At 69.4% G+C, this 26,939-nt stretch carries 28 protein-coding genes; 19 read left to right on the top strand and 9 right to left on the bottom strand.

The window, feature by feature from the left end; all coding sequences use genetic code 11:
* The first annotated feature begins 23 nt into the window (after positions 1-23).
* Both AB0K60_RS19305 and AB0K60_RS19300 read left to right on the top strand, forming a co-directional pair.
* Complete coding sequence (locus tag AB0K60_RS19305; protein ID WP_364056311.1) at positions 24-1,349, top strand: aromatic ring-hydroxylating dioxygenase subunit alpha; 1,326 nt, start codon at positions 24-26, stop codon at positions 1,347-1,349.
* Positions 1,333-1,698, top strand: coding sequence for a 2Fe-2S iron-sulfur cluster-binding protein (locus AB0K60_RS19300; protein WP_364056308.1), 366 nt, complete (start codon positions 1,333-1,335; stop codon positions 1,696-1,698). Before AB0K60_RS19305 ends, AB0K60_RS19300 begins: the two co-directional genes overlap by 17 nt.
* 12 nt (positions 1,699-1,710) lie before the next feature.
* Here AB0K60_RS19300 and AB0K60_RS19295 read toward each other — a convergent pair whose 3' ends face one another.
* Positions 1,711-2,511, bottom strand: a complete 801-nt coding sequence (locus tag AB0K60_RS19295; protein ID WP_364056305.1) for an SDR family oxidoreductase — start codon at positions 2,509-2,511, stop codon at positions 1,711-1,713.
* Positions 2,508-3,248: a TetR/AcrR family transcriptional regulator gene (locus tag AB0K60_RS19290; protein WP_364056302.1), complete on the bottom strand. Its 741-nt coding sequence runs from the start codon at positions 3,246-3,248 to the stop codon at positions 2,508-2,510. The genes AB0K60_RS19295 and AB0K60_RS19290 overlap by 4 nt, the downstream gene beginning before the upstream one ends.
* 219 nt (positions 3,249-3,467) lie before the next feature.
* Here AB0K60_RS19290 and AB0K60_RS19285 point away from each other — a divergent pair, with 219 nt between their 5' ends.
* Both AB0K60_RS19285 and AB0K60_RS19280 read left to right on the top strand, forming a co-directional pair.
* Positions 3,468-3,737, top strand: a complete 270-nt coding sequence (locus AB0K60_RS19285; protein ID WP_364056299.1) for a helix-turn-helix domain-containing protein — start codon at positions 3,468-3,470, stop codon at positions 3,735-3,737.
* Between the two features lie 2 nt (positions 3,738-3,739).
* The gene (locus tag AB0K60_RS19280; RefSeq protein ID WP_364056296.1) at positions 3,740-4,540 is read left to right on the top strand and encodes a helix-turn-helix domain-containing protein; all 801 of its coding nucleotides are present in this window, start codon (positions 3,740-3,742) and stop codon (positions 4,538-4,540) included.
* A gap of 39 nt (positions 4,541-4,579) precedes the next feature.
* Here the strand turns inward: AB0K60_RS19280 and AB0K60_RS19275 are convergent, their stop codons facing one another.
* Positions 4,580-5,092 carry a DoxX family protein gene (locus AB0K60_RS19275; protein ID WP_364056293.1) on the bottom strand — a complete coding sequence of 171 codons (513 nt, stop codon included), beginning with the start codon at positions 5,090-5,092 and terminating at the stop codon, positions 4,580-4,582.
* A gap of 767 nt (positions 5,093-5,859) precedes the next feature.
* Here AB0K60_RS19275 and AB0K60_RS19270 point away from each other — a divergent pair.
* From AB0K60_RS19270 to AB0K60_RS19235, 8 genes are all read left to right on the top strand, one after another.
* Positions 5,860-7,476 carry an AMP-binding protein gene (locus AB0K60_RS19270; RefSeq protein WP_364056290.1) on the top strand — a complete coding sequence of 539 codons (1,617 nt, stop codon included), beginning with the start codon at positions 5,860-5,862 and terminating at the stop codon, positions 7,474-7,476.
* Positions 7,473-8,651 carry an acetyl-CoA acetyltransferase gene (locus tag AB0K60_RS19265; RefSeq protein WP_364056287.1) on the top strand — a complete coding sequence of 393 codons (1,179 nt, stop codon included), beginning with the start codon at positions 7,473-7,475 and terminating at the stop codon, positions 8,649-8,651. Before AB0K60_RS19270 ends, AB0K60_RS19265 begins: the two co-directional genes overlap by 4 nt.
* Before the next feature lie 18 nt (positions 8,652-8,669).
* A complete protein-coding gene (locus AB0K60_RS19260; RefSeq protein ID WP_364056285.1) occupies positions 8,670-9,893 on the top strand; it encodes an acetyl-CoA acetyltransferase in 1,224 nt (407 codons plus the stop codon).
* Between the two features lie 106 nt (positions 9,894-9,999).
* Positions 10,000-11,226, top strand: coding sequence for an amidohydrolase family protein (locus AB0K60_RS19255; protein WP_364056282.1), 1,227 nt, complete (start codon positions 10,000-10,002; stop codon positions 11,224-11,226).
* The gene (locus AB0K60_RS19250) at positions 11,223-11,636 is read left to right on the top strand and encodes an OB-fold domain-containing protein (RefSeq protein WP_364056279.1); all 414 of its coding nucleotides are present in this window, start codon (positions 11,223-11,225) and stop codon (positions 11,634-11,636) included. Before AB0K60_RS19255 ends, AB0K60_RS19250 begins: the two co-directional genes overlap by 4 nt.
* A gap of 88 nt (positions 11,637-11,724) precedes the next feature.
* Positions 11,725-12,936 (top strand): amidohydrolase family protein, encoded by a 1,212-nt coding sequence (locus tag AB0K60_RS19245; RefSeq protein WP_364056276.1) that lies wholly within the window; start codon positions 11,725-11,727, stop codon positions 12,934-12,936.
* 55 nt (positions 12,937-12,991) lie between these two features.
* Complete coding sequence (locus AB0K60_RS19240) at positions 12,992-13,426, top strand: limonene-1,2-epoxide hydrolase family protein (protein WP_364056273.1); 435 nt, start codon at positions 12,992-12,994, stop codon at positions 13,424-13,426.
* A gap of 32 nt (positions 13,427-13,458) precedes the next feature.
* Entirely contained in the window at positions 13,459-14,901 is a 1,443-nt protein-coding gene (locus AB0K60_RS19235) for an aldehyde dehydrogenase family protein (protein WP_364056270.1), read from the top strand.
* 174 nt (positions 14,902-15,075) lie between these two features.
* On the opposite strand, the gene AB0K60_RS19230 is transcribed toward AB0K60_RS19235, so the two are convergent.
* Positions 15,076-15,465, bottom strand: a complete 390-nt coding sequence (locus AB0K60_RS19230) for a cupin domain-containing protein (protein WP_364056267.1) — start codon at positions 15,463-15,465, stop codon at positions 15,076-15,078.
* A gap of 664 nt (positions 15,466-16,129) precedes the next feature.
* Between AB0K60_RS19230 and AB0K60_RS19225 the strand changes: the two genes are divergently transcribed.
* Positions 16,130-16,399, top strand: a complete 270-nt coding sequence (locus AB0K60_RS19225; protein WP_364056264.1) for a hypothetical protein — start codon at positions 16,130-16,132, stop codon at positions 16,397-16,399.
* A 9-nt stretch (positions 16,400-16,408) separates the two neighbouring features.
* Complete coding sequence (locus AB0K60_RS19220; RefSeq protein WP_364056261.1) at positions 16,409-17,608, top strand: RNA-guided endonuclease TnpB family protein; 1,200 nt, start codon at positions 16,409-16,411, stop codon at positions 17,606-17,608.
* Between the two features lie 103 nt (positions 17,609-17,711).
* On the opposite strand, the gene AB0K60_RS19215 is transcribed toward AB0K60_RS19220, so the two are convergent.
* Positions 17,712-18,956 carry a hypothetical protein gene (locus tag AB0K60_RS19215; protein ID WP_364056258.1) on the bottom strand — a complete coding sequence of 415 codons (1,245 nt, stop codon included), beginning with the start codon at positions 18,954-18,956 and terminating at the stop codon, positions 17,712-17,714.
* A 28-nt stretch (positions 18,957-18,984) separates the two neighbouring features.
* Positions 18,985-19,536: an RNA polymerase sigma factor gene (locus tag AB0K60_RS19210; protein WP_364056255.1), complete on the bottom strand. Its 552-nt coding sequence runs from the start codon at positions 19,534-19,536 to the stop codon at positions 18,985-18,987.
* Between the two features lie 325 nt (positions 19,537-19,861).
* Here AB0K60_RS19210 and AB0K60_RS19205 point away from each other — a divergent pair, with 325 nt between their 5' ends.
* Positions 19,862-20,011: a hypothetical protein gene (locus AB0K60_RS19205; RefSeq protein WP_364056252.1), complete on the top strand. Its 150-nt coding sequence runs from the start codon at positions 19,862-19,864 to the stop codon at positions 20,009-20,011.
* 867 nt (positions 20,012-20,878) lie between these two features.
* Here AB0K60_RS19205 and AB0K60_RS19200 read toward each other — a convergent pair.
* Positions 20,879-21,052 carry a transposase gene (locus AB0K60_RS19200; protein WP_364056249.1) on the bottom strand — a complete coding sequence of 58 codons (174 nt, stop codon included), beginning with the start codon at positions 21,050-21,052 and terminating at the stop codon, positions 20,879-20,881.
* Between the two features lie 286 nt (positions 21,053-21,338).
* On the opposite strand from AB0K60_RS19200, the gene AB0K60_RS19195 reads away from it, so the two are divergent.
* From AB0K60_RS19195 to AB0K60_RS19185, 3 genes are read left to right on the top strand one after another with little or no spacing between them, the layout of a single operon-like run.
* Positions 21,339-22,490 carry a zinc-dependent alcohol dehydrogenase gene (locus AB0K60_RS19195; RefSeq protein ID WP_364056246.1) on the top strand — a complete coding sequence of 384 codons (1,152 nt, stop codon included), beginning with the start codon at positions 21,339-21,341 and terminating at the stop codon, positions 22,488-22,490.
* Position 22,491: 1 nt separating this feature from the next.
* Positions 22,492-22,887 carry a hypothetical protein gene (locus tag AB0K60_RS19190; protein ID WP_364056243.1) on the top strand — a complete coding sequence of 132 codons (396 nt, stop codon included), beginning with the start codon at positions 22,492-22,494 and terminating at the stop codon, positions 22,885-22,887.
* Positions 22,884-23,408 carry a DUF6789 family protein gene (locus AB0K60_RS19185; protein WP_364056240.1) on the top strand — a complete coding sequence of 175 codons (525 nt, stop codon included), beginning with the start codon at positions 22,884-22,886 and terminating at the stop codon, positions 23,406-23,408. Before AB0K60_RS19190 ends, AB0K60_RS19185 begins: the two co-directional genes overlap by 4 nt.
* A 118-nt stretch (positions 23,409-23,526) precedes the next feature.
* On the opposite strand, the gene AB0K60_RS19180 is transcribed toward AB0K60_RS19185, so the two are convergent.
* Positions 23,527-24,459, bottom strand: a complete 933-nt coding sequence (locus tag AB0K60_RS19180; protein WP_364056237.1) for a CU044_5270 family protein — start codon at positions 24,457-24,459, stop codon at positions 23,527-23,529.
* Entirely contained in the window at positions 24,459-25,049 is a 591-nt protein-coding gene (locus tag AB0K60_RS19175) for an RNA polymerase sigma factor (protein WP_364056233.1), read from the bottom strand. Before AB0K60_RS19175 ends, AB0K60_RS19180 begins: the two co-directional genes overlap by 1 nt.
* Before the next feature lie 221 nt (positions 25,050-25,270).
* On the opposite strand from AB0K60_RS19175, the gene AB0K60_RS19170 reads away from it, so the two are divergent.
* Positions 25,271-26,935 carry an ABC-F family ATP-binding cassette domain-containing protein gene (locus AB0K60_RS19170; RefSeq protein ID WP_364056230.1) on the top strand — a complete coding sequence of 555 codons (1,665 nt, stop codon included), beginning with the start codon at positions 25,271-25,273 and terminating at the stop codon, positions 26,933-26,935.
* Positions 26,936-26,939 lie beyond the last annotated feature (4 nt).

The raw sequence follows: 26,939 nt of genomic DNA, 5'->3' as shown, positions 1-26,939 counted from the left end.
CCGGCCGGAAAGGATCGATAGAGATGACGCAGACCACGAGCTCCACCACCGGATACCGCAGCGCCTCGCCGGAGGTGGGGATCGCCGAGCGGTACACGTCGCCGGAATATCTGGCCTTGGAGTACGAGCGGCTCTGGCCGTACGTCTGGCAGTTCGCCTGCCACGTCGACGAGATCCCGAACGGCGGGGACTATCTCGAATACGAGATCGGCCGCGAGTCGATTCTGATCGTCCGGCTCGCCGACGGCGGGCTCAAGGCGTTCCACAACGCCTGCCGGCACCGGGGGATGCGGCTGAAGACCGGCCGCGGCAACGCGACCGAGCTTCGCTGCCGCTCCCACGCGTGGTGCTGGAACCTCGACGGGTCGCTGAAGGAGGTCATCGACCCGCAGGACTTCGACCCCGCCGCCATCGACCCCGAGCGGATCCGGTTGCCGGAGGTCCGGGTCGACACCTGGTCCGGGCTCGTCTTCGTCAACATGGACGCCGACGCGCCGCCGCTGCACGACTTCCTTGGCGTCGTGCCGGAGAAGGTCGCGCACTTCCGCATGGGGGAGATGCGGCTGCTCTCCAAGGTCACGACGAAGATCGCCTGTAACTGGAAGCTGGCGCACGAGGCGTTCATCGAGACCTATCACGCGATAGGCACGCATCCGCAGGCGCTTCGGTACGTGGACGACACCTCACTCGAATACGAGCAGCACGGGATCCACGGCATGCACCGCTTCGGGCCGCAGGCGATGGGCACGCCCAGCAAGCGGCTCGACGCGGACGACTTCGACCGCGGCGACATCCTGCTCGCGGCGGTGACGGAACTCGCCTCGGCCAACCTCTACCGGGACGAGGAGGTCGAGGCGATGCGCGCGCTGGTCCCCGTCGTGAACGCCCTGCCCGAGGACGCCTCGATGACCGAGTTCTTCGCGAACCTGCGGCGTGCGGAGGCGAAGGCCAACGGCGTCGACCTCTCGGCGTACAGCGACCGCGACATCGCGCTGGGGCCGCTGTGGAACCTGTTCCCGAACGTCACGCTCCCCTGCAACGCGGGCAACATCCTGGTCTTCCGGTGGCGTCCGGATGGCCTGAACCCGGAGTCGTGCTACTGGGACAAGTACGACCTCAAGTTCGTCGGCGAGGGCCGGGAGGCGCCGGAGCCCGGCTTCGTGCACGTCGACGATTGGCGTGACCATCCGCACTGGGGGATCGTGCTGGAACAGGACCTGACGAACCTCCCGATCTGGCAGTTGGGCGTCCGTACGCGGGGATACGCCGGCCCGATCTGGGGCCGTCCCGACGGCAACGTCGCGAACATGCACCGCGTCCTCGGTGAGTATCTTGCGCAGGAGCGCTGACGCGCACCCGGCGGCGTCCCCGACCGTCCGGGTGGAGCCCTCCGGCATCGTCTTCGAGACGGAACCCGGCGAGACCGTCATGCACGCCGCCGTACGCCAGGGCTACCGATGGCCGACGCTGTGCCACGGCGAGGGAAGCTGCACGATCTGCCACTTCGAGGTGATCGGTGAGGCGGCGGGGCTGGCGCCTCCCTCGCCGGCCGAGCGCGATGCCCTGCGGTACTGCGGGGCATCGCGGTGGTGCGCGGGCGAGCTGCGGCTCGCCTGCCAGGCGAGGGTGCTCGGCGACGTCGTCGTCCGCAGGAAGGGCGTCCGGCCGTCGGACGCCCCGAACTCGGTCAGGCCGTGAGCCGGCGGCCGGTCAGCGGGCCGTCCAGCCGCCGTCGACGGCGATCACCTGGCCGGTGATGAACGTGCCGGCGTCGCCGGCGAGCAGCAGCAGCGTTCCCAGCAGCTCGTTCGGGTCGCCGGTGCGCGCCATCGGCGTGTTGCGGGTGATGTAGTCGTGGCCCGGTCCGTCCATGAGCTCGGTGGTCAGCTCGCTGGGGAAGAAGCCGGGGGCGATCGCGTTGACCCGGACGCCGCGCCGCGCCCACTGGACCGCCAGCTCGCGGGTGAGGCTGATCAGGGCGCCCTTGGACGCGCAGTAGCTCGCCAGCCGGTTGGGGCTCGCGGCCACCAGGCCCAGGATGGACGCGATGTTGATGATGCTGCCGCGGCCGGCGTCGAGCATCGGCCGGGCGAGCAGCTGGGTGAGCTTGAACGTGCCGTGGACGTTGACGTCCATGACGTAGCGGAAGTCCGCCATCGACTCGTGCTCGGCGCGGCTCGGCACGCTCGTGCCCGCGTTGTTCACCAGGATGTCCAGGGCGCCGACCTCGCCGTTGATCCGGGCGGCCGCCTCGGCGACCGAGTCCTCGTCGGAGACGTCGCAGGCGATCGGGATGAGGCCGGGATGCCGGGCGCACAGGTCGTTGAGTCTGTCCACGCGGCGTGCCGCGACGTAGACCGACGCCCCGGCGTGCCGCAGCCCGATCGCGAAGTGCACGCCGAGGCCGCTCGACGCCCCGGTGACGAGAGCGGTCTTGCCGGTGAGGTCGAACAGGTCCGCCGGGCCGGGAACCTTTGGATCCGCGACGGCGTCGTGCGGGGTGGCGCTCACCGGGCGGCCCCGGCGAGCACGCGTGCCGCGGTCTTGACCCACAGGTCCGCCGACAGCCCGGCGAGCATCATTTCTGGCGCCTTTCGTTCGGCCTTCAGTTCCTCCCGTCCGGCGATCAGCGCGCGGGTGGCGAGCGCGGCGTTGTCGGCGGCGGCACGGAACGGGTCGTCGCTGCCGGCGAAGGAACCCGTTCGGAGGAACGCGGCATATCCGTGCGCGATCGCCGCGACGGCGACGACGAGCCGTACGGTCAGTTCGGGGGAGGTGTCCTCGAGCGCTCGCGCGGGGGCGACGAACGCCTCGACGACCGGGAGCATCGCCTCGGCGAGTTCGACGTTGCCAGGGAAGAAGACCTCCTTGGCGTACAGGGTGTCGAACAAGGCCGGGTACTCGGCGGCGAACCGCACGTACGCACGGGCCAGCAGGGCGAGGTGATCGACGGGATCCGTCCGCTCGTCGGCGGCCGGCTTCAGGAGCGCGGCGAGGGTCTCGCAACTTTGCACCGCGACGGCGGTGAGCAGCGCGTTGCGGTCGGCGAAATGCCGGTAGGGAGCGCTCACCGTGACGTTCAGCCGCCGGCACGCCTCCGCCATGGAGAACCCGGAGACCCCGGACGTCCCGATCATCTCGATGGCGACCTCGATGAGGGCGCTGCGCAGGTTGCCGTGGTGGTAGGCCCCGCGCTTGGACTCGGCCGGGGCACGTTGCGCCCTCCCTGAGTTCCAGGACTTGGTCACGCGTCAATGTTACTGACGCCCTGCGCTCGTTTCGGTGCTCGATTCAGCTATTTGAAAATAGCGACTTTGCCCTCTCGGCCGGAGCGTGGACGTGTTCTCGCGAGATTTCGCCGATCGCCGCGGACCGGCCCTCAACTGCGGTCTTGTGTGTGATGTTAATTACTCTTACACTCCGATACACGCCGATGTGAAAGGCATCAACATCGTGCGGTGGAGGCAATGATGACCAATGAAAAGCAGTCGATGGTGCGCTCTCTCCAACGGGGGCTGCAGTTGATGAACGCCGTGGGGGAGCAGGGCCCGGTGCACGCCAAGCAGCTCGCGCGTCACACGGACGTGCCCCTGGCGACGGTCTACCACCTGCTCCGCACGCTGCTGCACGACCGGTACGTCGTGCGCCTCGAAGACGGCTCGTACGTGCTCGGCCCGGCGCTGCGCGCCGCGGGCCGCGGCGGCACCCGGTTCGCGGTCACCGCCACGGACGCGTGACGATGCGTGAGGTGATCTCGAAGACCGAGACCACGACGACAGGTGACGACGAGCTCGCGGGGCGCAACCTCACCCTCATTCAAAGCCTGCAACGTGGGCTGCGCCTCGTCGAGGCCGTCGCGGCGCGCGGGCCGATGACGGCCCGGGCCCTGAGCAAGGCCACCGGGCTCGGCCTGCCCACGACCTACCACCTGCTGCGCACCCTGGTGCACGAGGGCTACCTGGGGCGGCTGCCCGGGGGTCGCTACGCGCTGGGCCCCCAATTCCGTTCCACCGCGGAGCTTGAACGGCAGGCCCGCATCGTACGGGTGCTGCGGGAGACGACCTCGCGACTGCGGGACCTGACCAACGCCACCGCCCTGGTCGCCGAGCTGGACGGCCGCGACCTCCTCCTGACGCACCTGTCGCCGAGCCGGAAGTGGGCGACCCCGGACCTGTGGGCCGGCATGCGCCTGCCGGTGCACGCCACGGCGGTCGGCAGGGCCGTACTGGGGCGAGTGGATCCGGCGCGTCGCGACGAACTGCTGACCGCCCAGCCGCTCGCGCGCTACACGGCGCGTACGATAACGGACCCGCTCCTGCTCATGCGGCGGCCGGTCGGCTCGCCGACGACGCACAGCCAGGACCAGTACCGCTACGGCATCTCGTGCGTCGCCATGCCGCTGCCCGGTCTGCGGCGGCCGGGCGCGCTGGCCGTCTGCTTCCACACCGGCCTGGCGCCGCGACGACAGGCGCGGCTGGAGGAGGCGCTGGTGGAGACCGTCGAGGACCTCACCTGTCTGTCCGGCCCGGAGGCCGTGTGACGGCCGTGGCCGGACGCGCGCCGTCCCCTCGGGCACCGGCTAGTCCCGGGCGGCCACCCGTCCGGGACGCCACGAGGTCAGCAGCACTCCGGCGGCCCCCAAGCTCCCGCCCAGCCCGGCGATGCCCAGACCGGCCCAGCCGCCGACCTGGAACCCCACCACGTGGTCGACCGACCAGCGGCCCGCTCCCAGCGCGCCGAGGGCGGCGGAGGCGAGTGCGATCATCAGCACGTACTCGTAGCCCTCGCCCGGACGGAAGATGAAGAACCCGTTGCGCAGGTGATTGGCGATCAGGGCGACGCCCATCGTGCCGATGACGGCCGCCGCCGCAAGGGGCGTGAGGGCGCCGAGCAACAGCAGCAGCCCCGCGCCCACCTCCGTCGCCGTCGCCGTCACGGCGTGCAGCCTCCCCGGACGGATGCCGATCGACTCGAACCACCGTGCGGTGCCGGCCAGGCGGCCTCCGCCGAAGGCGTGATTGAGCCCGTGCGCCAGCATGGTCCCGCCGATCGACAGCCGCAGAATCGCCGCGCCGATATCGATTTCGATCATCTCGGTTTCTCCGTTCGTGCCGGCGGTCATTTCGCGTAGATCGTTACGCCGCCGATTCCCCGGCGGAAGCGCGAGCTTTTCACATGACGGTTCAGCGGCACCCGCTCATAAGGCGAAGCCTGACGATTTCGAGCCCGTAATCGTCATTTGAGATCGGGTTCCTTGTCGGTCCTCGGCGGCGCGGCGCACGCTTGGCCGCAGAGCGAGTGGCCGCCGCCACGGCGAACGAGCGCGGCGGATCGCGATTGCCGTGTCGATGACGACCTGATGGGGGTGCGCGAATGCGGCCGGGTGAGAACTTCGAGTGCGTGTCCTGCGACGCCGTGGCCGTCGTGATCGGCGCCGCGAGGACGGACGGCGTGCTGACGTGCTGCGGCGTGCTCATGCGTGCGGCGAGGCCGGTCCCCTGCAGCGTCCGCTCCAGGACGGGGCCGGAACACGGGGTGGTCGCCGGCGCCTGTTACGCCGATCCAATCTCCGGGCTGAGGGTGCGCTGCACCAGGAGCGGAAAGGGTCCGTTCGAGTTCGGATATCGTCGGCTCACCGACGTTTCCGAGTATCCGACGCCCGCCGATTCATCGCGGCATAAAGGCTGCGACCCGCTCGCGTTCTCCGCGCGGTACGCGGCGGCCGGTCCCTTCGCATGACGAATCGGGCCGGCATTTCCAAGGCATCGGGCCGTCGTGCAGGAATCTGAAATCGCCGGCCTGGAACGTCCACCCCACCGGGGCGAGGTTGGTGTCGGCAGTCTTCACGAGAGGATCACGATGAGCGCGCGTCCCACCGGCCACGACCGGGTCACGGTCGTTGAGTTGCTACGACGATGCGTGGAGCACGACCCCGACCGAACGTTCCTCGACCTGAACGGCGAGACCTACTCGTACGCCGACGTCTGGCAACGCGCCCAGGAGATGGCGGGCGGATTGTCCGCGCTCGGCGTCGGCGCCGGGCAGACCGTCGTCAGCATGCAGGACACGCACATCGACGCCGTCGCGTCGTGGTTCGGCGCGAACCTGCTCGGCGCGGTGTGGGTGGGCACGAACACCGCCCTGCGGGGCGAGTTCCTGCGCCACGTCGTGACCGACGCCGGCGCCGCCGTGGTGATCTGCGAACAGGACTTCGTCGACCGGTTCATCGCGATCTCCGACCGGCTGCCCGGCGTGGCACGGGTGCTGCACCGTGGCGAGCCGCTCGACTGGCGGCGGGACGCCCTGCGCATCGAGCCCCTGGCCGACCACCGGCGGCCGCTCACCGCCCCGGCGTACAACCCGACCCCCGACGATCTCACCTGTCTCACGTACACGGGGGGCACGACCGGGCCGTCCAAGGGCTGCATGATCAGCCACGGATACGCCGTCAACATCGCCCGGCGCGGCCTGGTGCAGACCGGGCGCACCGCCGAGGAGGTGAACTGGAACCCGCTGCCGATGTTCCACCTCAACGTCCTGTCCATGACGATCGTCGCCACGATGCTCGTGGGAGGCACCGCGGCGCTCGCCCCCCGCTTCTCGGTGTCCAGCTTCTGGCCGGAGATCGAACGGACCGGCGCACGCGTGGTGAACCTGATCGGCACCATGCCCGTGCTGCTCGCCCAGCAGCCCGACACCCCCGAGTCGCTGCGCTGCCACGGGCAGATCCGCATGATCCACTGCGTCCCGTTCCCGCCCGCCCTGCAGGACGTCTGGCGCGAGCGATTCGGCGTCAAGACCCCGGGATCGAAGGGGTACGGCATGACCGAGGCGTTTCCGATGACCTTCCAGGCCGCGGAGGACGAGTCACCCGCCGCGAGCGCCGGACGCGTCAACGACACCGATTTCGAGGTACGCGTCGTCGACGAGAACGACAACGAACTGCCGTCGGGCCAGGTGGGCGAGGTGGTGTGTCGGCCACGCCGCCCGAACGTGATGTTCAAGGGCTACTGGAACCGCCCCGAGGCCACCGTGGAGGCCACCAGGAACCTGTGGTTCCACACCGGCGACCTGGGGCGCTTCGACGAGGACGGCCACTTCTACTTCGTCGACCGCAAGCACGACTACCTGCGCCGCCGCGGCGAGAACATCTCCAGCAAGGAGGTCGAGGCCGTCTACGCCGCGCATCCGGAGATCCGGCAGGTCGCGGTGCACGCCGTCCGCTCCGAACTCGCCGAGGACGACCTGAAGGTCACCGCGGTGCTGGCCGAGGGATCGGACCTCAGCCCCGAAGAGCTCTTCGAGTGGTCCAAGGAGCGGGTGCCGTACTTCGCCCTCCCGCGCTACATCGAGTTCCGTGACGAACTCCCGCTCAGCCCGACCGGGCACGTGCGCAAGAACCTGCTGCGTGACCAGGGACGCACCCCGGCGACCTGGGATCGCGAGGTCGCCGGGGTGACCTGGGAGCGGCGGTGACCGGCTCCGTCCGCGACCGGTGCGCCATCGTCGGCGTCGGCACCACGGACTTCAGCCGCGAATCCGGCCGCTCGGCGCTCACCCTCGCCGCGCAGGCGTCGCTCGCCGCGATCCGCGACGCCGGGCTGACCCCGCCGGACATCGACGGCATCGTGCGCTGCGAGATGGACGAAGCCCTGCACGCGGACGTCGCCGCGGCCCTCGGCATGACCGACGTCGCGTTCTGGGCGGCCGGAAGCTGGGCGGGCGCCGCTCCCTGCGGGATGGTCGGGCTGGCCGTCGACGCGATACTCGCCGGGCGCGCGACCAACGTGCTGGTGTTCCGCGCGCTGAACGGACGGTCGGGCAGGCGGTTCGGCCAGGGCTGGGCCGCCGGCCCCAGCGTCGGAGGCCGCGGCACCTACCTGGAGTACCTGATGCCGTACGGCCTGGTCTCGCCCGGCATGGCGTACGCGATGTTCGCCCGCCGGCACATGATCGAGTACGGGACGACCGCCGAGCACCTGGGCCACATCGCCCTGGCCTGTCACGCCCGCGCGAACGAGAACCCGACGGCGCAGCGGTACGGGCGCCCGCTGACGATGGCCGAGTACCTCGACGCGCGGATGATCGCGGACCCGTTGCGCCTGTACGACTTCTGCCTGGAGACCGACGGCGCCGCGGCGGTGATCGTCACCGCCGCCGACCGGGCGCTGGACGCGCCCAAGCCCAGGGTGCTCATCCGCGCGGTGACCCAGGGCGACCTCCCCCGGCCCCGGCTGGGCGGTCTGTGGGGAACCCTGCTGAGCGGCCCGCTGCTCGGCCACGCCGACGCGCCGGCGCGGCGGCTCTACCACGACGCGGGCCTCGGACCGCAGGACATCGACGTCGCCCAGCTCTACGACTGCTTCACCATCACCGTCCTGATGCAGCTTGAGGACTACGGCTTCTGCCCCCGGGGCGAAGGCGGCCCGTTCGCGGCCGGCGGAGCGCTGGAACCCGGCGGATCGCTGCCGATCAACACCTCCGGCGGAAACCTCGCCGAGGGCTACATCCACGGCATGACCCACATCGTCGAAGGCGTACGGCAACTGCGCGGCGAATCCACGGCACCGGTCCCCGGCGCGCAGACCTGCCTCGTCACCTCGGGAATCCCCGGCCCGGGCGCGAGCGCGCTCATCCTGCGCGCGGGCTGACCCACGGAAGGGACGCACATGCCCACACCAGTCTTCATCCTCGGCGGATGGCAGTCGGACTTCGCCCGGAAGGCGCCCGGCGGAGACGTCTACCCGCTGATCGAGTCCGCGACTCTCGAGACGCTCGACGACGCGCGAATCGCCCCCGCGGACGTCGACGTCATCCACGTCGGGAACTTCGCGGGCGAGCTGTTCAACTTCCAGGGGCAGCTCGGCGGCCTGGTCGCCGCCGTCCATCACGACCTGGCCGGCAAACCCGCCGCACGGCACGAGGCCGCCTGCGCCTCGGGCGGCATGGCCGTCCTCGCCGCGATGGCGGACCTGGAGAGCGGCCGCTACGACACCGCGCTCGTCATCGGCGCCGAGGTGCTCCGCAACGTCCCCGGGCCCGAGGCGGGCCTCCGGCTGGGATGCGCCGCGTGGACGGGCCGCGAGATCGTGGACGAGCCGTTCCCCTGGCCGAGCATGTTCGACCGCATGGCCGTCGAGTACGAGCGCCGGTACGGGCTCGACCACCGGCACCTCGGCCGCATCGCCGAGATCAACCTCACCAACGCGCGGCGCAACGGCAACGCGCAGACGCGGGCGTGGGAGTTCGCGGACGGCTCCTTCCACGCCGACGACGAGCTGAATCCCCGCGTCGGCGCGATCCTGCGCAAGCAGGACTGCAGCCGGATCACCGACGGGTCGGCCGGCGTGGTCCTGGCATCGGAGCGGGCGGGCGGCGAGTGGGCGCGGGCGCGTGGCGTCGCGCTGGAGTCCGTGCCGCGCATCCAGGGGTGGGGGCACCGCACCGGCACGATGCTGCTGGAGGACAAGCTGGCCGCCAGTGCTCGTGCGGAGTACGTCTTCCCGCATCTGCGCGCGGCGATCGCCGACTGCTTCCGCAGGGCCGGTATCTCGGGCCCGTACGAACTCGACGCCATCGAGACCCACGACTGCTTCTCGATCTCCGAGTACCTCGCCATCGACCACTTCGGCGTCACCCCTCCCGGCAAAGCCTGGCAGGCGGTCGAGGACGGCACCATCGAGCCGGGCGGACGTCTGCCCGTCAATCCCAGCGGCGGGCTGCTGGGACTGGGGCACCCCGTCGGCGCCACCGGCGTGCGCATGCTTCTCGACGGCGCCAAACAGGTGAGCGGCCGGGCCGGCGACTACCAGGTCCCCGGCGCCCGGCGGGTCGGCCTGCTGAACCTCGGCGGCTCCGCGACCACCGTCGCCACGTTCGTCGTCGGCGTCTGAAAACGCCTTTTCCGGCGGGCGGTTGCTTCATCTGAATTCACGGACCTCGCCCGCCGCCGCGACACCGGGAATTCTCGAAAATGCAGTTCCGACCATGGAGGTTCTGATGAGTGTCCCGCTCATTATCGACACCGACACGCATGTGAACGAGCCGCGTGATCTGTGGACCAGCCGAATGTCCCGGGCGCGATGGGGCGACCTCATTCCCGAGGTGCGCTGGATCGAGGAGCGGCAGGGCGAATACTGGTGCGTGGCCGGAAAACCGCTGTTCACCGTCGGCACCTGCATCATGGTGCCGGATGAGAACGGGCGGCCGATCCGCTCGCCGCGGTTTCCGGACTACGCGCAGACCTACGAGCAGATGCACCCGTCCGCGTACGACGCGACCGAGCGGCTGAAGGTCCTGGACGCCTACGGGATCCACGCCGCCGCGCTGTTCCCCAACCTGGGCTTCGTGGGGCCGAACATCTTCGCCGCCGCCGGACCCGACGCCCTCGAGTTCCAGACCGCCGCGCTGCAGGCGTACAACGACTTCCTGCTCGAATGGTGCAGCGTGGACCCGGACCGCCTGCTCTCGCTGGCGCTGATCCCGTACTGGGACGTCGACGCCGCGGTCGCCGAGATCGAGCGCTGCGCGGCGCTCGGGCACAAGGGCCTGGTCTCGACCGGCAAACCGCAGGAGCACGGCCGGCCGCTGTTCGCGGACCCCCACTGGGACCCGATGTGGGCGGCGGCCCAGGACGCCGGCCTGTCGATCAGCTTCCACGTCGGCGGCGGCGACCTGAGCCGGCACATGAACCCCGAGCGCATCGAGAAGGAGGGCTGGCGGGGGACGCTGGCGCGGCTGACGACGAGCTTCTTCATGGAGAGCGGAATCGGCGTCGCCGACCTGCTGATGTCCGGCGTGCTGGCCCGATTCCCCCGGCTGAGGTTCGTGTCGGTGGAGAGCGCGATCGGGTGGATCCCCTTCCTGCTGGAGTCGCTCGACTTCCACTTCAAGAAGTACGAGCCGTGGGTCGAGCGGCCCGAGTTCGCGGCCAACGACCTGCTGCCCAGCGACTACTTCCGCCGGCAGGTGTACGCGAACTTCTGGTACGAGAAGCTGCAGCCCTGGCACGTGGCGGCGATCGGCACCGACAACCTGCTGTTCGAGACGGACTATCCGCACCAGACCTGCCTGGCCGGCGACGAAATCACCGAGGCGATCGACAACAGCCTCGGCGATCTCTCCGAGGCGGATCGGGAGAAGGTCCTGTGGCGCAACGCCGCGTCGCTGTACAACCTCGACGTCGCCAAGCTTGAGACCAGGCGCGAAACGCTGAACACGCCGTGACGTCCGCGCCGCTGCCGGTGGCCGACAATCCGGACACCGGCGGGTTCTGGGCCGCGGCGCGACGCGGCGAGGTCGCGGTGTGCCGCTGCGCGCGGTGCGGTGAGCTCCTTCACCTGCCGCGCGGCATCTGCCACCGGTGCCACGGCACCCGCGTCGCATGGGAGGCGGTCGCGCCACGGGCCCGGCTCGTGGCGTGGACCGTCGCCGAACATCAGGTGCACCCGGCGTTCCCGGTGCCCTACACGGTCGTGCTCGTCGAACTGCGGGACGCGCCGCGGGTCCGGCTGGCCGGCCACCTTCCCGGCCGCCCCGCGCTCGTGCCGGACATGCCGATGCGGGCCGTCTTCCGTGAGGCCGTGCCGGGCGTGTCATTGGTCGACTGGATTCCCGAAACGACTGACGTCACTTGAATTCGGGCCGCTTGCCGGCCCGGCCTGCGGGCGTTTGAGTGGCGCCAGTGATCAGCCGCGCGAATTCTCACGTGAATTGGAGCAGGTCATGATTTTCGATTTCGATCAGCATCTTTTCGAGTACCCGCGGATGTGGCTCGACCACATCGCGCCGGACGAGCGCGATCTGGCGCTGACGGTGGAGCGGGACGAGCTGGGCTTCCCGTGGGTCTTCTCGCGCGCGACCAACCAGCGAATCTACATTTACGCCAAGACGGTGCCGGAGGACGGCTTCGTCTCCCACATCACCCCCTGGCAGCGCTGGAAGGACCACCTGCCGCCGGAGACGGACTACCTCGCCGACATCCCGGAGGATCTGCAGTACGCGGGCGCCCGCGTGCGCAAACTCGACGAGCAGGGCGTCGACAAGGCGCTGCTGCTGCCGCACTTCGGCTTCCTGTGGGGCCGCCAACTCGGCAACCGGCTCGACATCATGCGGGCCAACATGTCGGCGTGGAACAGGTGGGCCGCCGCCGCCAAGCAGGACGGCGGCGAGCGACTGGAGCCGACCGGCCACGTCACGCTGCGCGGCGGCGACCTGACCTGGCTGGAGAACGAACTGGCCTACCTGGCCCGCAACGGCGTCCGGTTCGCGCTGCTCTCCTACGGGCTGGTGGACGGCCGGCGCATGTCGCACCCGGACCACGACCGTGCCTGGAAGGCCTTCGTCGACAACGGGATCATCCCCGTGTTCCACATCCAGGACGGCGACGTACGCGCCTCCGGCCTGCCGGAGGGATGGTTCGAGGCCGACGGCGACGCGCTGTTCGGGGCGCTGGACTTCGTCTTCAGCCACCTCGGCGTCCAGGTCGCCGTGGCCGATCTGATCCTGGGCGGCGTCTTCGACCGGTTCCCCTCGCTGAGGTTCGTCACCGTCGAGCTGACCGCCGGGTGGATCAACCCGCTGATCGCCGGCGGAACCGGCATCCCCGGCAGCATCGGCGGCGTGGTGAACGGCCCCGGCCTGGACGTGTCGTACCGCGTCGAGGGCTTCTTCCGCCGCAATACGGTGCAGTTGAAGAGAGCGCCCAGCGAGTACCTGTACGAGCACTTCCGCTCGACGGTGAACCCCGTGGAGCCGCTCGCAGCCTACGTCGCGTCCGGCCTCGGCGACAACATCCTGTTCGGCGGCGACTACCCGCACAGCGAGGGGTTCATCAACGCGGTCAACACCTTCCAGCCCGCGGTCGCCGACTTCAGCGAGGAGCAGAAGGCCAAGTTCTTCGGCGGGACCGCGGCGGCCCTGCTCTCCGCGTCCTGACCAGGCCGCGGTCACGTCCCTACGAATCCGATCCCGTCAAGATGTGGAGCAACCCATGAGCAACATTGAGATCGTCAAGGCGTTCCTCGACGGCATGCAGAAGCCGATCTCGCAGGTGCCCGACCACCTGCGCGCGTTCCTGACCGAGGACGCCGAGTGGGGCAACAGCGGCTTCCCCCCGGCCGTCGGCATCGAGGACATCGTCGGCAAGCACGAGGCGAGCCGCCAGGTCTTCGGCGACTACGTGATGGACATCGACCTGCTCAACATCGCCGCCGACGGCGACGTCGTCTTCACCGAGCGCGTCGACGTCGGCCGGACCCAGGCCGGCGAGGAGATCCTCACGGTCCCCGTCGTCGGCGTCTTCGTCGTGCGCGACGGGAGGATCGCCCGCTGGACCGACTACTTCGACCCGGCCGGTCTGCTCAAGAACCTCGCCACGTTCCCGGACGTCGAGGCCTACTTCACCGGCAAGTCCGCGGCCTCCTGAGCGCCGGCGGACCAGGTGTGAGGAGGCGTTCGGTGAGTGACCTGCTGATCGACGGACGACTGCGGCGCGCGACCGGCGGCCGCACGTACCCCAACGTGAACCCGGCGACCGAGGAGCCGATCGGCGAGGCCGCCGACGCCACGCCGGAGGATCTCGACGCCGCCATCGGCGCGGCGCGACGTGCCTTCGACATGACGGACTGGTCGAGGGACGCCGCATTCCGCGCGCACTGCCTGCGCCAGCTGCGGGACGCGCTGCACAACGAGCGGAAGACGCTGCGGACGGTCACCGTCCAGGAGGCCGGCGTGCCCGTCGCGTTGACGCACTCGATCTGGCTCGACACGATCCTGGACGCCCCGGCGTACTGGGCGGACGCCGCGGTGAACCACCCCTACGAACGGGACCTCGGCGTGGGGGACACCTTCGCCGGCGTGCCGTCCCGGCGCAGGATCCTCCGGGAGCCGGTCGGGGTGGTCGCCGCGATCACGCCATGGAACTACCCACTGCCGCTGAACCTCTTCAAACTGGCCGGCGCGCTCGCGGCGGGCTGCACCGTGATCCTCAAACCGGCCCCGGACACCCCTTGGTCCGGAACGGAACTGGGAAGGTTGATCGCGCAGCACACCGACATCCCCGCCGGTGTCGTCAACGTGATCTCGGGCCGCGACCCCGGCCTCGGCGCGGATCTCGTCGCCGACCCGCGCGTCGACATGGTCTCCTTCACCGGCTCGACGGCCACCGGCCGCAAGATCATGGCCGCCGCGTCCGCCCGGCTCAAGCGGGTGTGCCTGGAACTGGGCGGCAAGTCGGCCAACATCGTCCTGGACGACGCGGACCTCCCCACGGTCGTCGGCGCGGCGGTCTCGATGTGCGCGCACGCCGGCCAGGGCTGCGCGCTGCCGACCCGGATGCTGCTGCCCCGCAGCAGATACGAGGAGGGGGTGTCCATCGCCAAGGCCTCGTTCGAGTCCGTCAAGGCCGGCGACCCCACCGACCCGACCGTGATCGTCGGGCCGCTGATCAACGCGGCTCAGCGTGAACGGGTGCTCGGTTACATCGAGAAGGGCAAGTCCGAGGCGCGGCTCGTCGTCGGGGGCACGCCGTCACCGCGGCCAAAGGGGTATTACGTCGAACCGACCCTGTTCGCCGACGTCGCCCCCAAGGCGACCGTCGCCCAAGAGGAGATCTTCGGCCCCGTGCTGTCGCTGATCCCGTACGAGAACGACGACGACGCCGTCGCGATCGCCAACGACAGCGTGTACGGCCTCTCCGGCGCCGTCCACAGCGCGGACCTCGACCGGGCGATCGGCGTCGCACGCCGAATCCGCACCGGCACCGTCAGCGTCAACGACGGCGTCTGGTTCGCGCCCGACGCCCCGTTCGGCGGCTACAAGCAGAGCGGACTCGGCCGCGAGTTCGGCGACGAGGGCTTCGGCGAGTTCCTCGAAACCAAGACCCTGGGCCTGCCCGCCTGACCACACACCGGCCTGACCACACAACCGCCGCCCTCGGCTCCTTCATCATCGAAGCGCCGAGGGCGGCGCCATGTCCAAGTGATTCACGTCCTGGCCGTCTACCGATCGCGCACCCTGGTGATGCGGGCCGGAGCTCAATCTCCGGCCGGCACCACCGGGCCTCACGCGTGTGATTCAGTCATCCGCGAGCGAGACGAACAACAGCCGCGCGCGCCCCTCGGCCACGGTCGCGCGATGCCCGCTGCCCTCCGTGTCGGCGGCGAGGATGACATCCCCGGGCCCCAGGCACCGAGTGCTGCCGTCACGCGCCTCGATCTCGATCTGGCCACTCAGCACAACCACGTACTGGCGACACGGCGCCCGGTGCCAGCCGCTCGCGCTCGCCTCCGCGGGCACCTCCACGAAGGTCGCCGCGACGGCCCGCTCGGGAGCGCTGGCGAGCAACGCCGCCTCCCCCTCGACGAGCCCGGCCGACCGCATCGTCATGACGGTCTCCACCAGGCGCGATCCGCCCATCTCGTCCGTCTCGCAGCGGCTGATCTGAAAGAGGTCTTCGGCTGACATAGCGGCTCCTATCCGTCGCCGGGTTGTTCGATCCGAGTGAATCGGTCGCGGCCGTCGGCAGACAGAGAGACCTTCTCAGAACGGTGAATCGCAGAGCCCTCGTTGAGCGCCGCCATCATGAAGGCCGTCCGGGACGGTGTTCACGATCATTCCTGAGGGGATAGCAACCCCACTTCACGCCCCACTTGTCCTTGCCGGTGCTGCCGTACGTTCACGCGTCTCCCTGGAGGGATAGCAACGCGAGGGCGCCCGAGGCCGCAAGTCCTTCTGGCACGGCGACCCAGCGGTGCAGCAACCCCCGCGCCACCTGGCACGGGACGTGCGAAATGAGGCGATGACGGGGGCTCGGAACTCGTCCCGGCCGAAACCGTCTTCCGGCAGCAGATCACCTTCGACAACGTGTCGAAGGCCGAGCTCGGGTCGCTGTTGCTGACCCTGTTGCCGGGAAGCGTGCTGCCGCGATGCGAGGGTCGCGAGACGGCCGACCACGCGCTGCGGCTGGGCGGTGGCAAGCCGTTCGGGTCAAGGTCACGGAACGGCACAGCCCCACCTGGCCCATTGGGGAGCGTCGTGTCCACCTCCCGGAGCGCTGGCAAAACCAGTGGGTCGTCCTGTACGAGGTCGCGGGCGTCATGCCGTTGACCTTCGCCCGGTTGGAGGGATCGTGGCCCTGACCATCGCCCGCCGACGCTGCCTGCGGACACTTGCCGGGACGCTGTTGGTGTCCCTGGGCACGGCCGTTTTCGCGGGAGCGGTGTCGATCGTCATCGACGCCCTGGTCAAGAACGTGAGCGTGCGCTGGCCGTACCTCATCGGATCCACCCTGCTCGTACTCGCCCTGTCAGGCGCGGGCGGCTGGCTGCTGGGCACCCTCCGCGCAGGTCGGTCCGCCGCCAAGTCGAAATGGCATCAAGCAGGAACGACGTACTTCTAAAATCCCGGTGTGAGGACGGCGTACAAGTGTCGGGCCTACCCGACTCCGCAGCAGGCGGCGATGCTCAGCCGCACGTTCGGGTGCGTGCGCGTCGTATGGAACCAGACCCTGGCCTGGCGGCGCCACCGCTGGCACACCGAACGGCAGTCCACGAACGTGCCGCAGGCCAACGCCTTCCTCACCCAGCTCAAACGCACCGAACAATTCGCCTGGCTGAACGAGGTGTCCTCGGTCCCGCTGCAGCAGGTGCTGCGCACCCAGCAGCGCGCCTTCGTCAACTTCTTCGAGGGACGCGCCCGCCACCCCCGTTTCAAGTCCCGGTCCGGGCGGCAGAGCGCGGAGTACACCCGCAGAGGGTTCCGCTGGAGGGCCGGGCGGCTGTACCTGGCGAAGTTGGACGGCCCGCTGGAGCTGGTGTGGTCGTGGCCGCAGGTGGACCCGGCCACGCTCGACCCGTCCACGGTGACGATCTCCCGCGACCCGGATGGCCGCTGGTACGTCTCCCTCGCGGTGGACGTGGCCGATCCCGATCAGGCCCCGGCGACCGGCGCGATGGCCGGCGTGGATCTGGGGGTGAAGGACTTCGCGGTCCTGTCCACCGGTGAGAAGATCGCCAACCCGCGCCACCTGGAGCGCAAGGTGCGTAACCTGGCCCGCTACCAGCGGCGCATGGCCCGCAAACAGCGCGGCGGCGCCAACCGGGCCAAGGCCCGCGCGAAGGTCGCCCGCGCCTGCCGCAAGGTCCGCGACGCCCGCCGGGACTTCTTGCACAGGACCAGCACACGGCTGGTCCGCGACCACGACGTGATCGTGATCGAAGACCTCAACGTGAGAGGAATGCTCCGCAACCGCCGCCTGGCCCGGGCCATCTCCGATTGCGGGTGGGGGGAGTTCCGCCGCCTGCTCGAGTACAAGACGGCCCGGCAGGGGCGGCGCCTGATCGTGATCGACCGCTGGTACCCCTCCAGCAAGACGTGCTCGGCGTGCGGGCACCTGCTCGCCGAGCTCACGCTCGGCACCCGGACGTGGCGGTGCCCGTCCTGCGGCACCCGGCACGACCGGGACGTCAACGCCGCCAAGAACATCCTGGCCGCTGGTCGAGCGGTGTCGGCCTGTGGAGCTGACGTAAGACACTCCGGGTCTGCCCGGGTGCGGTCGGCTGTGAAGCAGGAAACCCAGCCCGCGAGGGTTGGAATCCCCCGGCTTTAGCCGTGGGGAGGAAGTCAACCCTGGAGGGATAGCATTCCGCCGCCTTCCGCACGGGCGGGTGCTCCCGTCCGGGCACCCGCCCTTCTCCCCGCCGCGCAGGAGGCTAGCCTTGCGGCCGCTGGCCCAGCCTGTCGGTCCAGCCGAACTCCTCGTACGCCACGCGGTGGGCGGCGTCCTTGGTGCGCACCGAGTACCCCAGCAGCTCGGCCGTGTCCGGATTGATGATCAGCCCGAAGTCGTTCCCGTCGGGGTCCTTGAGCGACAGGCCGACCCCCTCACGTCCGGTGGCATCCTTGACCTCGCCATTGGAGACGATGCCGGGCTGGTCGGCGAGAATCCGGAAGAGGGCGGCCCGAGTGCCGGGAGTGGTCGGGGCGGTCATCAGATCGACGGTCGTCTGCCACAGGTAGAGCGCGAAATCCTTGTCGGGATTCGGCAGGCTCTCGAACTGGGTGCGCAGGCGGTCGGCCAGCGCCTTCTTCGACGTCGGAAGTTTGCCCACGTTCTGCATGGTGATGTTCATGTTCTGGATCGACAGCGGCTGTGGGAGGTTGTCGTCGTCGGTCCTAACTCCGTCCTTGAGCAGCTTCGGCGAGCCGAGTTCCTTCCACTTCACCTCGTCCTCCGGCGAGGCGAAGACGACATCGAGGTCCTTGCTTTTCTCCCGGTTGGTGCCGCCCGCCCGCTTCGGCCGCCACCGCTCCGTGACCTGAACCCTGTATGCCTCGTACGGGAAGGGGCCGGGATAGATCCTCTCTCTCAGCTCGTCGAGCTTTTTGTTGTACTTCTCGTTGATCTCCACGAGCCGGTCGGAGTTGACATCGATCTTCTCGACCTCCGCCGCCTCCTGCTTCTGCAGCTTGGACAGCTCGGCCCAGAACTCCTTGTACCGGGCGTCCTTGGGCCAGACGAAGACGCGGTCCATCGAACGCTCGCGGACGTACCAGTACTCGCCGGAGGCGGTCGGCTCGCGCAGCGCCGTGTCGGCGGCGGCGAGCAGGAAGGATCGTGCGTCGATCCGCGTCGGGGCCGGCGATGCCCCCGCGCCGCCGGCCGCGCTCGACGCGGTGCTCGGGGAACCCGCCGCGACCGGCGGGTTGTTCCGGGCGGGCGCGCCGGACAACACGCCGGTGGAGAGGACCACCGCTCCGGCGGCGACCGCGGCCACCGCGCCGGTGGCCAGTAGGAAGATGGGGCGGCGTGCCACGGAAAAGCTCCGCTTCGATGTGGGGTGTCGGGTGCTGTGAAATGCCCGGGCGAGGTCCTCGCGGCGTCGCCGCTGGTAGCTCACCTCGGCGAGTTCGTCCAGCTCATCGGGCCTGAGCCGGGCGAACATACGGTCGGTCATGTCTTCCTCCGGGTGGATACCGCGAATGTCAGCTCTCCTCGGCGAACCGGCTGCGGGGCCTTCGCGCCGTCCGGCGCGCCACCTCCGCCTCCTGGCGCAGCCTGGCGGCGAGGCGATGTCGCGCCCGGTGCAACCGGACGTTGAACGTGCGCGCCGAGCAGCCCATGACGGTCGCGGCCTGATCGGGCGTCAGGCCGTACCAGGTGGCCAGGATCATCGCCTCGACGTCCTTCTCACGAAGATCGCGTATGGCGGAGATGGCCTGTTCCCGGTCCACCACGTGCTCGGCGACGTCCCACGCGACGTGCTCCTGCTTGGTCGTCAGCGCCGAGATCCGGTCGACCAAGACCTTGCGCCGGTACCGGATCTCACGCTGTTTGGCGAGCACGTTGCGGGCGACGCCGAGCAGCCACGGCAGCACCTGCTCGGGCAGTTCGTCGATCCGCCGCCAGGCCACGAGGAAGGTCTCGCTGCACACGTCCTCGGCCACGCCCTGCTCGACTCGCAGCAGTACGTAGCCCAGCACGCTCCGGTAGTACCGGTCGTACAGCGCGGTGAATCGCTCTTGGGGATCGTCCACGCCCAGTAGTCCCGCCCGCCGCCCCGCGATTACCACCAGACCCAAACTTTCTCTCACATCCAGGGCCCCGCTGCGCGAGCTTCTCCGCCTGTCCTGGTCGCTCCAGCCCTTCCTCTCTCCGGCTGAAGGAAGACCTTGGCCGTTCTGGCTACCGCCCGCCTCGCCGCGCCCGGCTCTGGAGCAGGTCTGAAGGGCGGCGGCGACCGCCCCGCCGGGGCCGTTCTCCTAGCGGGCAGGAGTACGGCCGGGCGCTCTTCACGACTGGTTCGGGGCGCTTTACCGGGTCTTCGATCTTGACCGGGAAGTCGCGTCACAGCACAACGGCATGGGCGAACTGCTTGGCGACATCCGCGCCGCGTTCGCGCTCAACTCGTTTCTGCGCTGCCTGATGTGGGGGAACCCAGCCTTCCTGGAAGTGGACGAGACAAAGCAATGCCCGAAAATCAACTACGCGGGCGCCGGCCGCCTTTCATGATCCAGTCTCTCCACCTCTCATAGTATCGCTCGTGATCATCTACACTGGCTATCTTTTCGGCCGGGGCAGGATCGAATATAGCTACTCTTCTAGCTCTCCACCATCGATGAATTATGTAGACGTAATACCCTCCAGACATCTCAAGGGTCAGCCGGGAAGGGTAAGCGTCCCTCCGGGCCCCGTTCACGCAGATCTTCCACCCGGCCGGATCTAGCTGCTCCCGCACATTCCGAAGACAGCCGAACAGATCAGTCCCTCGAGCCTCCCATGACATGCCCTCCGGCGCACGCAAACGGATGAAGTAGTCACGAAACTCTTCCTGGAACTCCAGATTCCAAACGTAGGCACTTCCGTCCGCAGATACGACTCTTATATCAACGGTTGGCATTGGCGACTCCATGATCCCTAGCTCGGCCACGCAGGCGTCCGCTCCACTGATGAGCTGCACGACAAGGGTTGGGCGGGAACGCCGATCAAACCGTTGGGGATCTCTCCGCGCATCTTGCCGAATAAGTCTCGGGGGGACAACCCCCAGGTCCTCAAAAAGGTCAGCCGGTCCACGATCCTCCCTAGAGGGATCGCACGACCCGGTCAGGTGACGCGGTGCAGCGACGGACGCGTCCACGATCATCCCTGAAGGGCATCCCTGGGAGGGGGCGCGCAACGCGCGGTTGAAGCACAGGTGCCCAGTCTGGATAGGGTCCTCATCGCCCCCACGAGGGATGGCAACACGTTACAGAAGGACAACGGGAGGTTGATCCACGTCCGCGATCCCCCCACGAGGGACGGCCTGTGAGGTCTCGGTATAGACCACTGCCTGTGAATGACGGCGTGGCCCGGCTTGCCTGGGAAGGTGGCCGGTCAGAGCTACAGGTCCACGACCTCCACGAGATCGCCGATGTCGATGCCGTGCTTGGTGAGGTCGGCGATGCTGCGGGCGTAGGCGACGTGGTAGCCCAGGTGACGGATTCTGAGGACGGTGCTGCCGTTCAGCCGGATGGGTTCGACTTCCCAGCCGTCTGTGCCTATCCATCGGGACATGCGGGAAGAGTACGAAACCGCAGGTCAAGGCCGGACAAAGCACTTACAAGTGTCGGTCAGCTTCTCCTTGCGTCGTGGTTGGCATGGGCGCGCGAGGGTCACCGGGGGAAACCGGCGATCAGAGGGCGGCGTCTGTTTTCGTCCGGACCCAGCGGGCAGAAGGGAGGGGCGACCGGGTCAGACGCTCACGCAGCGTGAGCAAGGGCGGCATCGATACTTCTTTATCGTCATTTGACCTGGCCTGGCCAGGAAGACGCGGCAGTGGGAAACGGAGGAGGCGAGCCGGATGAGGGCAGTCGTGTGGCAGGGGCCGCGGAAAGTGTCCGTCGAGGACGTGCCCGACCCTCGCATCGAGGAGCCCACGGATGCGGTGATCAGGGTGACCGCGACCGCGGTGTGCGGCTCGGACCTGCACTTGTACGACCATGGCGCGGCGATGCTGATGAAACCGGGCGACATCCTCGGCCACGAAGCGCTCGGCGTCGTCGAGGAGGTCGGAGCGGGTGTCACGCACATCAAGCCCGGCGACACGGTCGTGGTCCCGTTCAACATCTCGTGCGGCCACTGCTTCATGTGTGACCAGGGGCTGTACTCGCAGTGCGAAACCACTCAAAACCTCAACGGCCGTAAGGGCGCGTCCCTGTTCGGCTACACCCACATGTACGGCGGCGTCCCCGGCGGCCAAGCCGAGTACCTGCGCGTCCCGCAGGCCCACTTCGGCCCCATCAAGATCGACGGCGGCCTCCCCGACACCACGGCGGTGCTCCTGGCCGACGTGCTGCCGACCGCGTGGCAGGCCGTCGAGTACGCGAAAATCCCGCCCGGCGGCACGGTGGTCGTGTACGGCCTCGGCCCGATCGGCCAGATGTGCTGCCGCATCGCCAAGCACCTGGGCGCGGGTCGCGTGATCGCCATCGACCGCTACCCGGACCGCCTGAAGACCGCCGAAGCGCACGGTGCCGAGACGATCGACTTCACCACGGTGGACGACGTGGTGGAAACCGTACGGGAGATGACCGGCGGGCGCGGCGGCGACTCGGTGATCGACGCGGTGGGCATGGACGCCGACGGCTCGCTCACCGAGCGCATGCTGCAGACGGTGAAGGTGCAACCGGACCGCCTGACGGCGCTGCACCATGCCCTCGGCTCGGTACGGCGCGGCGGCACCGTCTCGGTGACCGGCGTCTACGGCGCCTGGATGGTGCGTTTCCCCATCGGGGACCTGTTCGACAAGCAGGTGGCGCTGCACTGGGGCCAGGCGAACGTGCGTCGCTGGACCGACCGCATTCTCGATGTGCTGCGTCAGGGCGACCCGATCGACGCGGGCGGCCTGGTCACCACGGAGATGCCGCTGGGCGAGGCGGTGCGCGCGTACAACGCCTTCCGCGACAAGGAACCCGGAATCGTCAAGGTCGTGCTGCGGCCTGGAGAGGGATGAGATGCGACGCTACCCGTTCTCGGTGGACCCCACCTGGCGGCTTCCGCTGCGCCTGATCGGCGTGCGGCCGAGCAGCGCCTATGTCGAGGTTGACGACGAGTTCATGGTCCGGTTCGGGCCGTGGACGCTGCGCACCCCGATGTCCAACGTGGCCGGTGCGACGGTGACCGGGCCGTTCTCGGTCTGGAAGGTGCTGGGGCCGCACCTGTCCCTCGCGGACCGCGGCGTCACCTTCGGCACCAACGGGCGGCAGGGCGTGTGCGTCCGCTTCCACAGGCCGGTGTCGGCGCTCGCGCCCGGCAAGGTGCTGACGCATCCGGGCGTGACCGTCACCGTCGCCGACCCCGAGAGCCTCGCCGAGCACCTGAACCGGCTCGTGGCGGTGGTGCCCGGATGATCGCCAGGACGCTGCGCGGCGCCGCCGCCGGGACGCTGGCCACGGGCGCGATGAGCGCGCTCATGCTCGCGGGCGCCCGCGCCGGCCTGATGCGGCACCAGCCGCCCAAGCGCATCGCGCGCGCGTTCCTGCCAGGCCACCGGCACCGGCCGAAGCCGGGGGAGCGCCTGCTCGGCACGGCCGCCCACTTCGGCTTCGGTGCCGCGAGCGGGGCGGTCTTCGGGCTGCTCGTCGGCGACCGGCGGCCGAGGATCCTCGCCGGGGTCGTGTACGCGCTGGCGATCTGGGCCGTCGGTTACCAGGGCTGGGTGCCCCGGCTGCACATCATGCCCCCCGCCACGCAGGACGTGCCGGAGCGGCAGGCGGTCATGGTCGGTGCGCACCTGGTGTACGGCGCGGCGCTGGTGCTCGCGCTGAACCGCCTGACCCCGGCCCGGCCCTACCGCGTCGAGACTGGGCGGCCGATGCCAGAGGACCGGGCGGTCGCTCCGGCGGTCGGCGGCAGGGGCTACGGCGGATAGCCGAGGGCGGCGGGGGTGACTCCGCGCGCCGGACGACGGGCGGAGCCACGACTCCCATCCCCTGCCCATGCGAACACTTGCGTCTCAACCGTTCGTGGGGCAGGAGGACCGCCCGCCCCTATGGCCGTTCGCCGGCCTTGTTGACGAGGTGAGTCTCCAACTGGGCGCTGAGCCCCAGGGGGGTGCCCGCCGGTACGAAGATCGGGTCCAGGTTGGCGTACTTGAATGTGCGGTCCCTGACGGAGACCCCGTAGGTCCCCAGGTAGCGGAAATCGTCCGGGTTCAGGATGAGTTCGTAGCGGGCCCAGTTCCCGGTGTAGGTGAAGGCGACCCCGTGACGGCCGTCGGCGTCCACGGCGTCCTGCCGTACGGACACTCCCTTGATCAAGGGCAGTGCGCGAAACAGGGCGGCCCGGACCTCCCGGCTGAGCGCCTGCTCGCCCATGAGCTGGTAGATGGCCTGGAAGAGCCGTTCTCCCTTCGACTCCTCGAACGGCTCGTCCGCGGATCTTGTCAGAACCCGGTCGATTCGGTCCAGCAGTCCCTGGGGGGTGATGGGTGGCTTGGCCAGATCGGTCGCGGAGATGCCGGGGTGGGTGCCCTGGACGAGCAGCTTGCCGTCGGGCCGGTACCACGCCACGCGCCTGCCGTCCACACTCGTCCACATCTCACGGGTGACGCGTCTGTCGAGATCCACGCCGAATCCACCGGCCCCTTCCCGAGGCGCGGCCTGCTTTTCCTTCACGTACAGCCACTGGTCGGACGAGGGCGTCACCGCCGGGCGGGATTCCGCCGCCCTGGCCGCGCGCTCGCTGAGCTCCTGAACGTTCGCCACCGGAACCGCAGGGGGCGCCTGCAGCCGTACGGCGCCGAAGCCCAGTGCCACCGCGAACGCGCCGGTGAGCGCGACCCGCCAGGCCAGCCGGGGCAGGCGTCGTCGCACGGGCGCTGGGGCGGCGTGGATTTCGTGCATGAGGCGGGCGCGAGCCGACTCCTGCGCCTCGCGCGTGATCACTGGAGTGGCCGCACGGAACCGCTTGATCTCTTCCACTATTCCTCCTCCTGCCCAATCGGACCGTCGTCGCCCAGGGTGGCCTTGACCTTCTTTCGCGCCCGGTGCAGCCGGGATCGCACGGTCCCGACCGGGATGCCGAGTGCGTGCGCGACCTCCTCGTAGGCAAGGTCGCCCCAGGCGATGAGCAGCAGCACGTCCCGGTCACCGCGGGACAGTCCGGCCAGCGCCCGGGCGATGCGCCGTTCCTGCTCCTGTGCGTCGACGCGGTCGGCCATCGTGTCGGCCACCGGCTCCGGGTGCGGGTCCACCCCGGTACGGCTCAGCGCCCGCAGCAGCCGTACTTCGTCCCGTCGATGCCTGGCGATCAAGGTGGTGGCGATGCCGTACAACCAGGGTCGTGCCGTGGGCTGGGCCAGGTCGTAGGTGCCGCGGCGGCGGAAGGCGATGAGGAACGTCTCCGCCGTGATGTCATCGGCCGCCTGGGTGCCCAGTCGTCGCGCCACATAGTGGTGAATCTGCGTGACATAACGGTCGAACAGGGCGGCGAACTGTTCGGGGTCGTCGTGGGAGCGGCGAATCAGCTCGGCGTCGTCCGTCTCCACCGCCTGGTCGAGCCGGGGGATCATCTTGGTCCTCGTGATGTCATGCCTGCTGTCTCCCGTTGGGCGGATCCGGGTTCTCGCCCCGGGGATGGCAGGTCGAATCCTTCACCTCCCGATTGGTCGGGCCCAGTTCGTTATAGGGGTGATGACTGCTTGATCACCGGGGGGGCGGATTCGCCGGAAACTCGGATGCCGTCCTGGGGCGGCGATAGGTACCCTGCGCGGGGAGCGCCGAAGGGGAAGCCATGGGACACGTCGAGGTCGGTCATCTGACATATGTGCTGCCCGATGGGCGGCCGTTGCTGAACGACGTGTCCTTTCGGGTCGGGGACGGGGTGAAGGCGGCGCTAGTCGGGCCGAACGGCGCGGGGAAGACGACCCTGTTGCGGCTGATCGCGGGGGATATTCAGCCGGTCGAGGGGAGCGTGACCAGCTCGGGTGGGCTGGGGGTCATGCGGCAGTTCATCGGCGGGCGCCGGAAGGCCGGGCCGGAGGGCGAGGGCGGGCCGGGGGCGGGTGGCGGCCGTACGGTGCAGGAGTTGCTGCTGTCGGTGGCGCCGGAGCGGGTTCGGGAGGCGGCGGCGCGGCTGGAGCAGGTCGAGCTGCTCATGATGGAGCGGGACGACGAGAAGACTCAGATGCGGTACGCCCAGGCGATCACCGATTACGCGGACGCGGGCGGTTACGACATCGAGGTGATGTGGGATGCGTGCGCGATCGCCGCGTTGGGCGTGCCGTACGATCGGGTGAAATATCGGGAGCTGGACACGTTGTCGGGCGGCGAGCAGAAGCGTCTGGTGCTGGAGGCGCTGCTGCGCGGGCCGGAGCAGACGCTGCTGCTGGACGAGCCGGACAACTTCCTTGATGTGCCGGGCAAGCAGTGGCTGGAGCAGGCGCTGCGGGAGACGCCCAAGACGGTGTTGCTCGTCTCGCACGACCGTCAGTTGCTCGCCAACACCGCCGACCGGATCGTCACCGTCGAGTCCGGTGGTGTCTGGATTCACGGCGGGGGGTTCGCGACGTACGCGCAGGCGCGTAAGGAGCGCAACGAGCGTCTCGACGAGTTGCGCCGCCGGTGGGACGAGGAGCACGCCAAGCTCAAACGGCTGGTGAACACGCTCAAGCAGAAGGCCACGTACAACGACGGCATGGCTCCGGCCTACCATGCGGCCCAGACCCGGCTGCGCAAGTTCGAGGAGGCCGGGCCGCCCGAGCTCGCCCCGCGCGACCAGAACATCAGTATGCGGCTGCGCGGCGGCCGGACCGGCAAGCGGGCGCTGGCCTGCGAGAACCTGACGCTGCACACCCAGGACGGGTCGGTGCTGATGAAGCCGTTCGACCTGGAGGTCTGGTACGGCGAGCGGGTCGCGGTGCTCGGCTCGAACGGATCCGGCAAATCCCACTTTTTGCGGCTGCTTGCGGGGGAGGACATCCCGCATACCGGTACGGCGAAGCTCGGCGCGCGCGTCGTACCCGGGCATTTCGTGCAGACGCACGGCCGGCCGGACCTGCACGGCCGTACGCCCTGCGAGATCGTCATGACCGAGCACGCCAAGCTCCGCCAGGAGGCGATGCGCGCGCTGGCCCGCTACGAACTCGCCGGGGACATCGGCGACCAGCGCTTCGAGACCCTCTCCGGCGGCCAGCAGGCGCGTCTGCAGATCCTGCTGCTTGAGCTGTCCGGCGCGACCATGCTGCTGCTCGACGAGCCCACCGACAACCTCGACCTCGCCAGCGCCGAGGCGCTGCAGGACGGGCTGGAGCGCTTCGAGGGCACGGTTCTCGCGGTCACCCACGACCGCTGGTTCGCCTCAGCCTTCGACCGTTACCTCGTCTTCGGGGCGGACGGCCGGGTGTACGAGTCGCCGGAGCCGGTCTGGGACGAGGGCCGGGTGGCCCGCCGCCGGTGAGCGC

Origin of the sequence: Thermopolyspora sp. NPDC052614 (assembly GCF_040678635.1) — a bacterium.
Lineage (GTDB): Bacteria > Actinomycetota > Actinomycetes > Streptosporangiales > Streptosporangiaceae > Thermopolyspora.
Note: the sequence above shows the minus strand (reverse complement) of the source record. Positions and strands in the feature narration are given on the sequence as shown.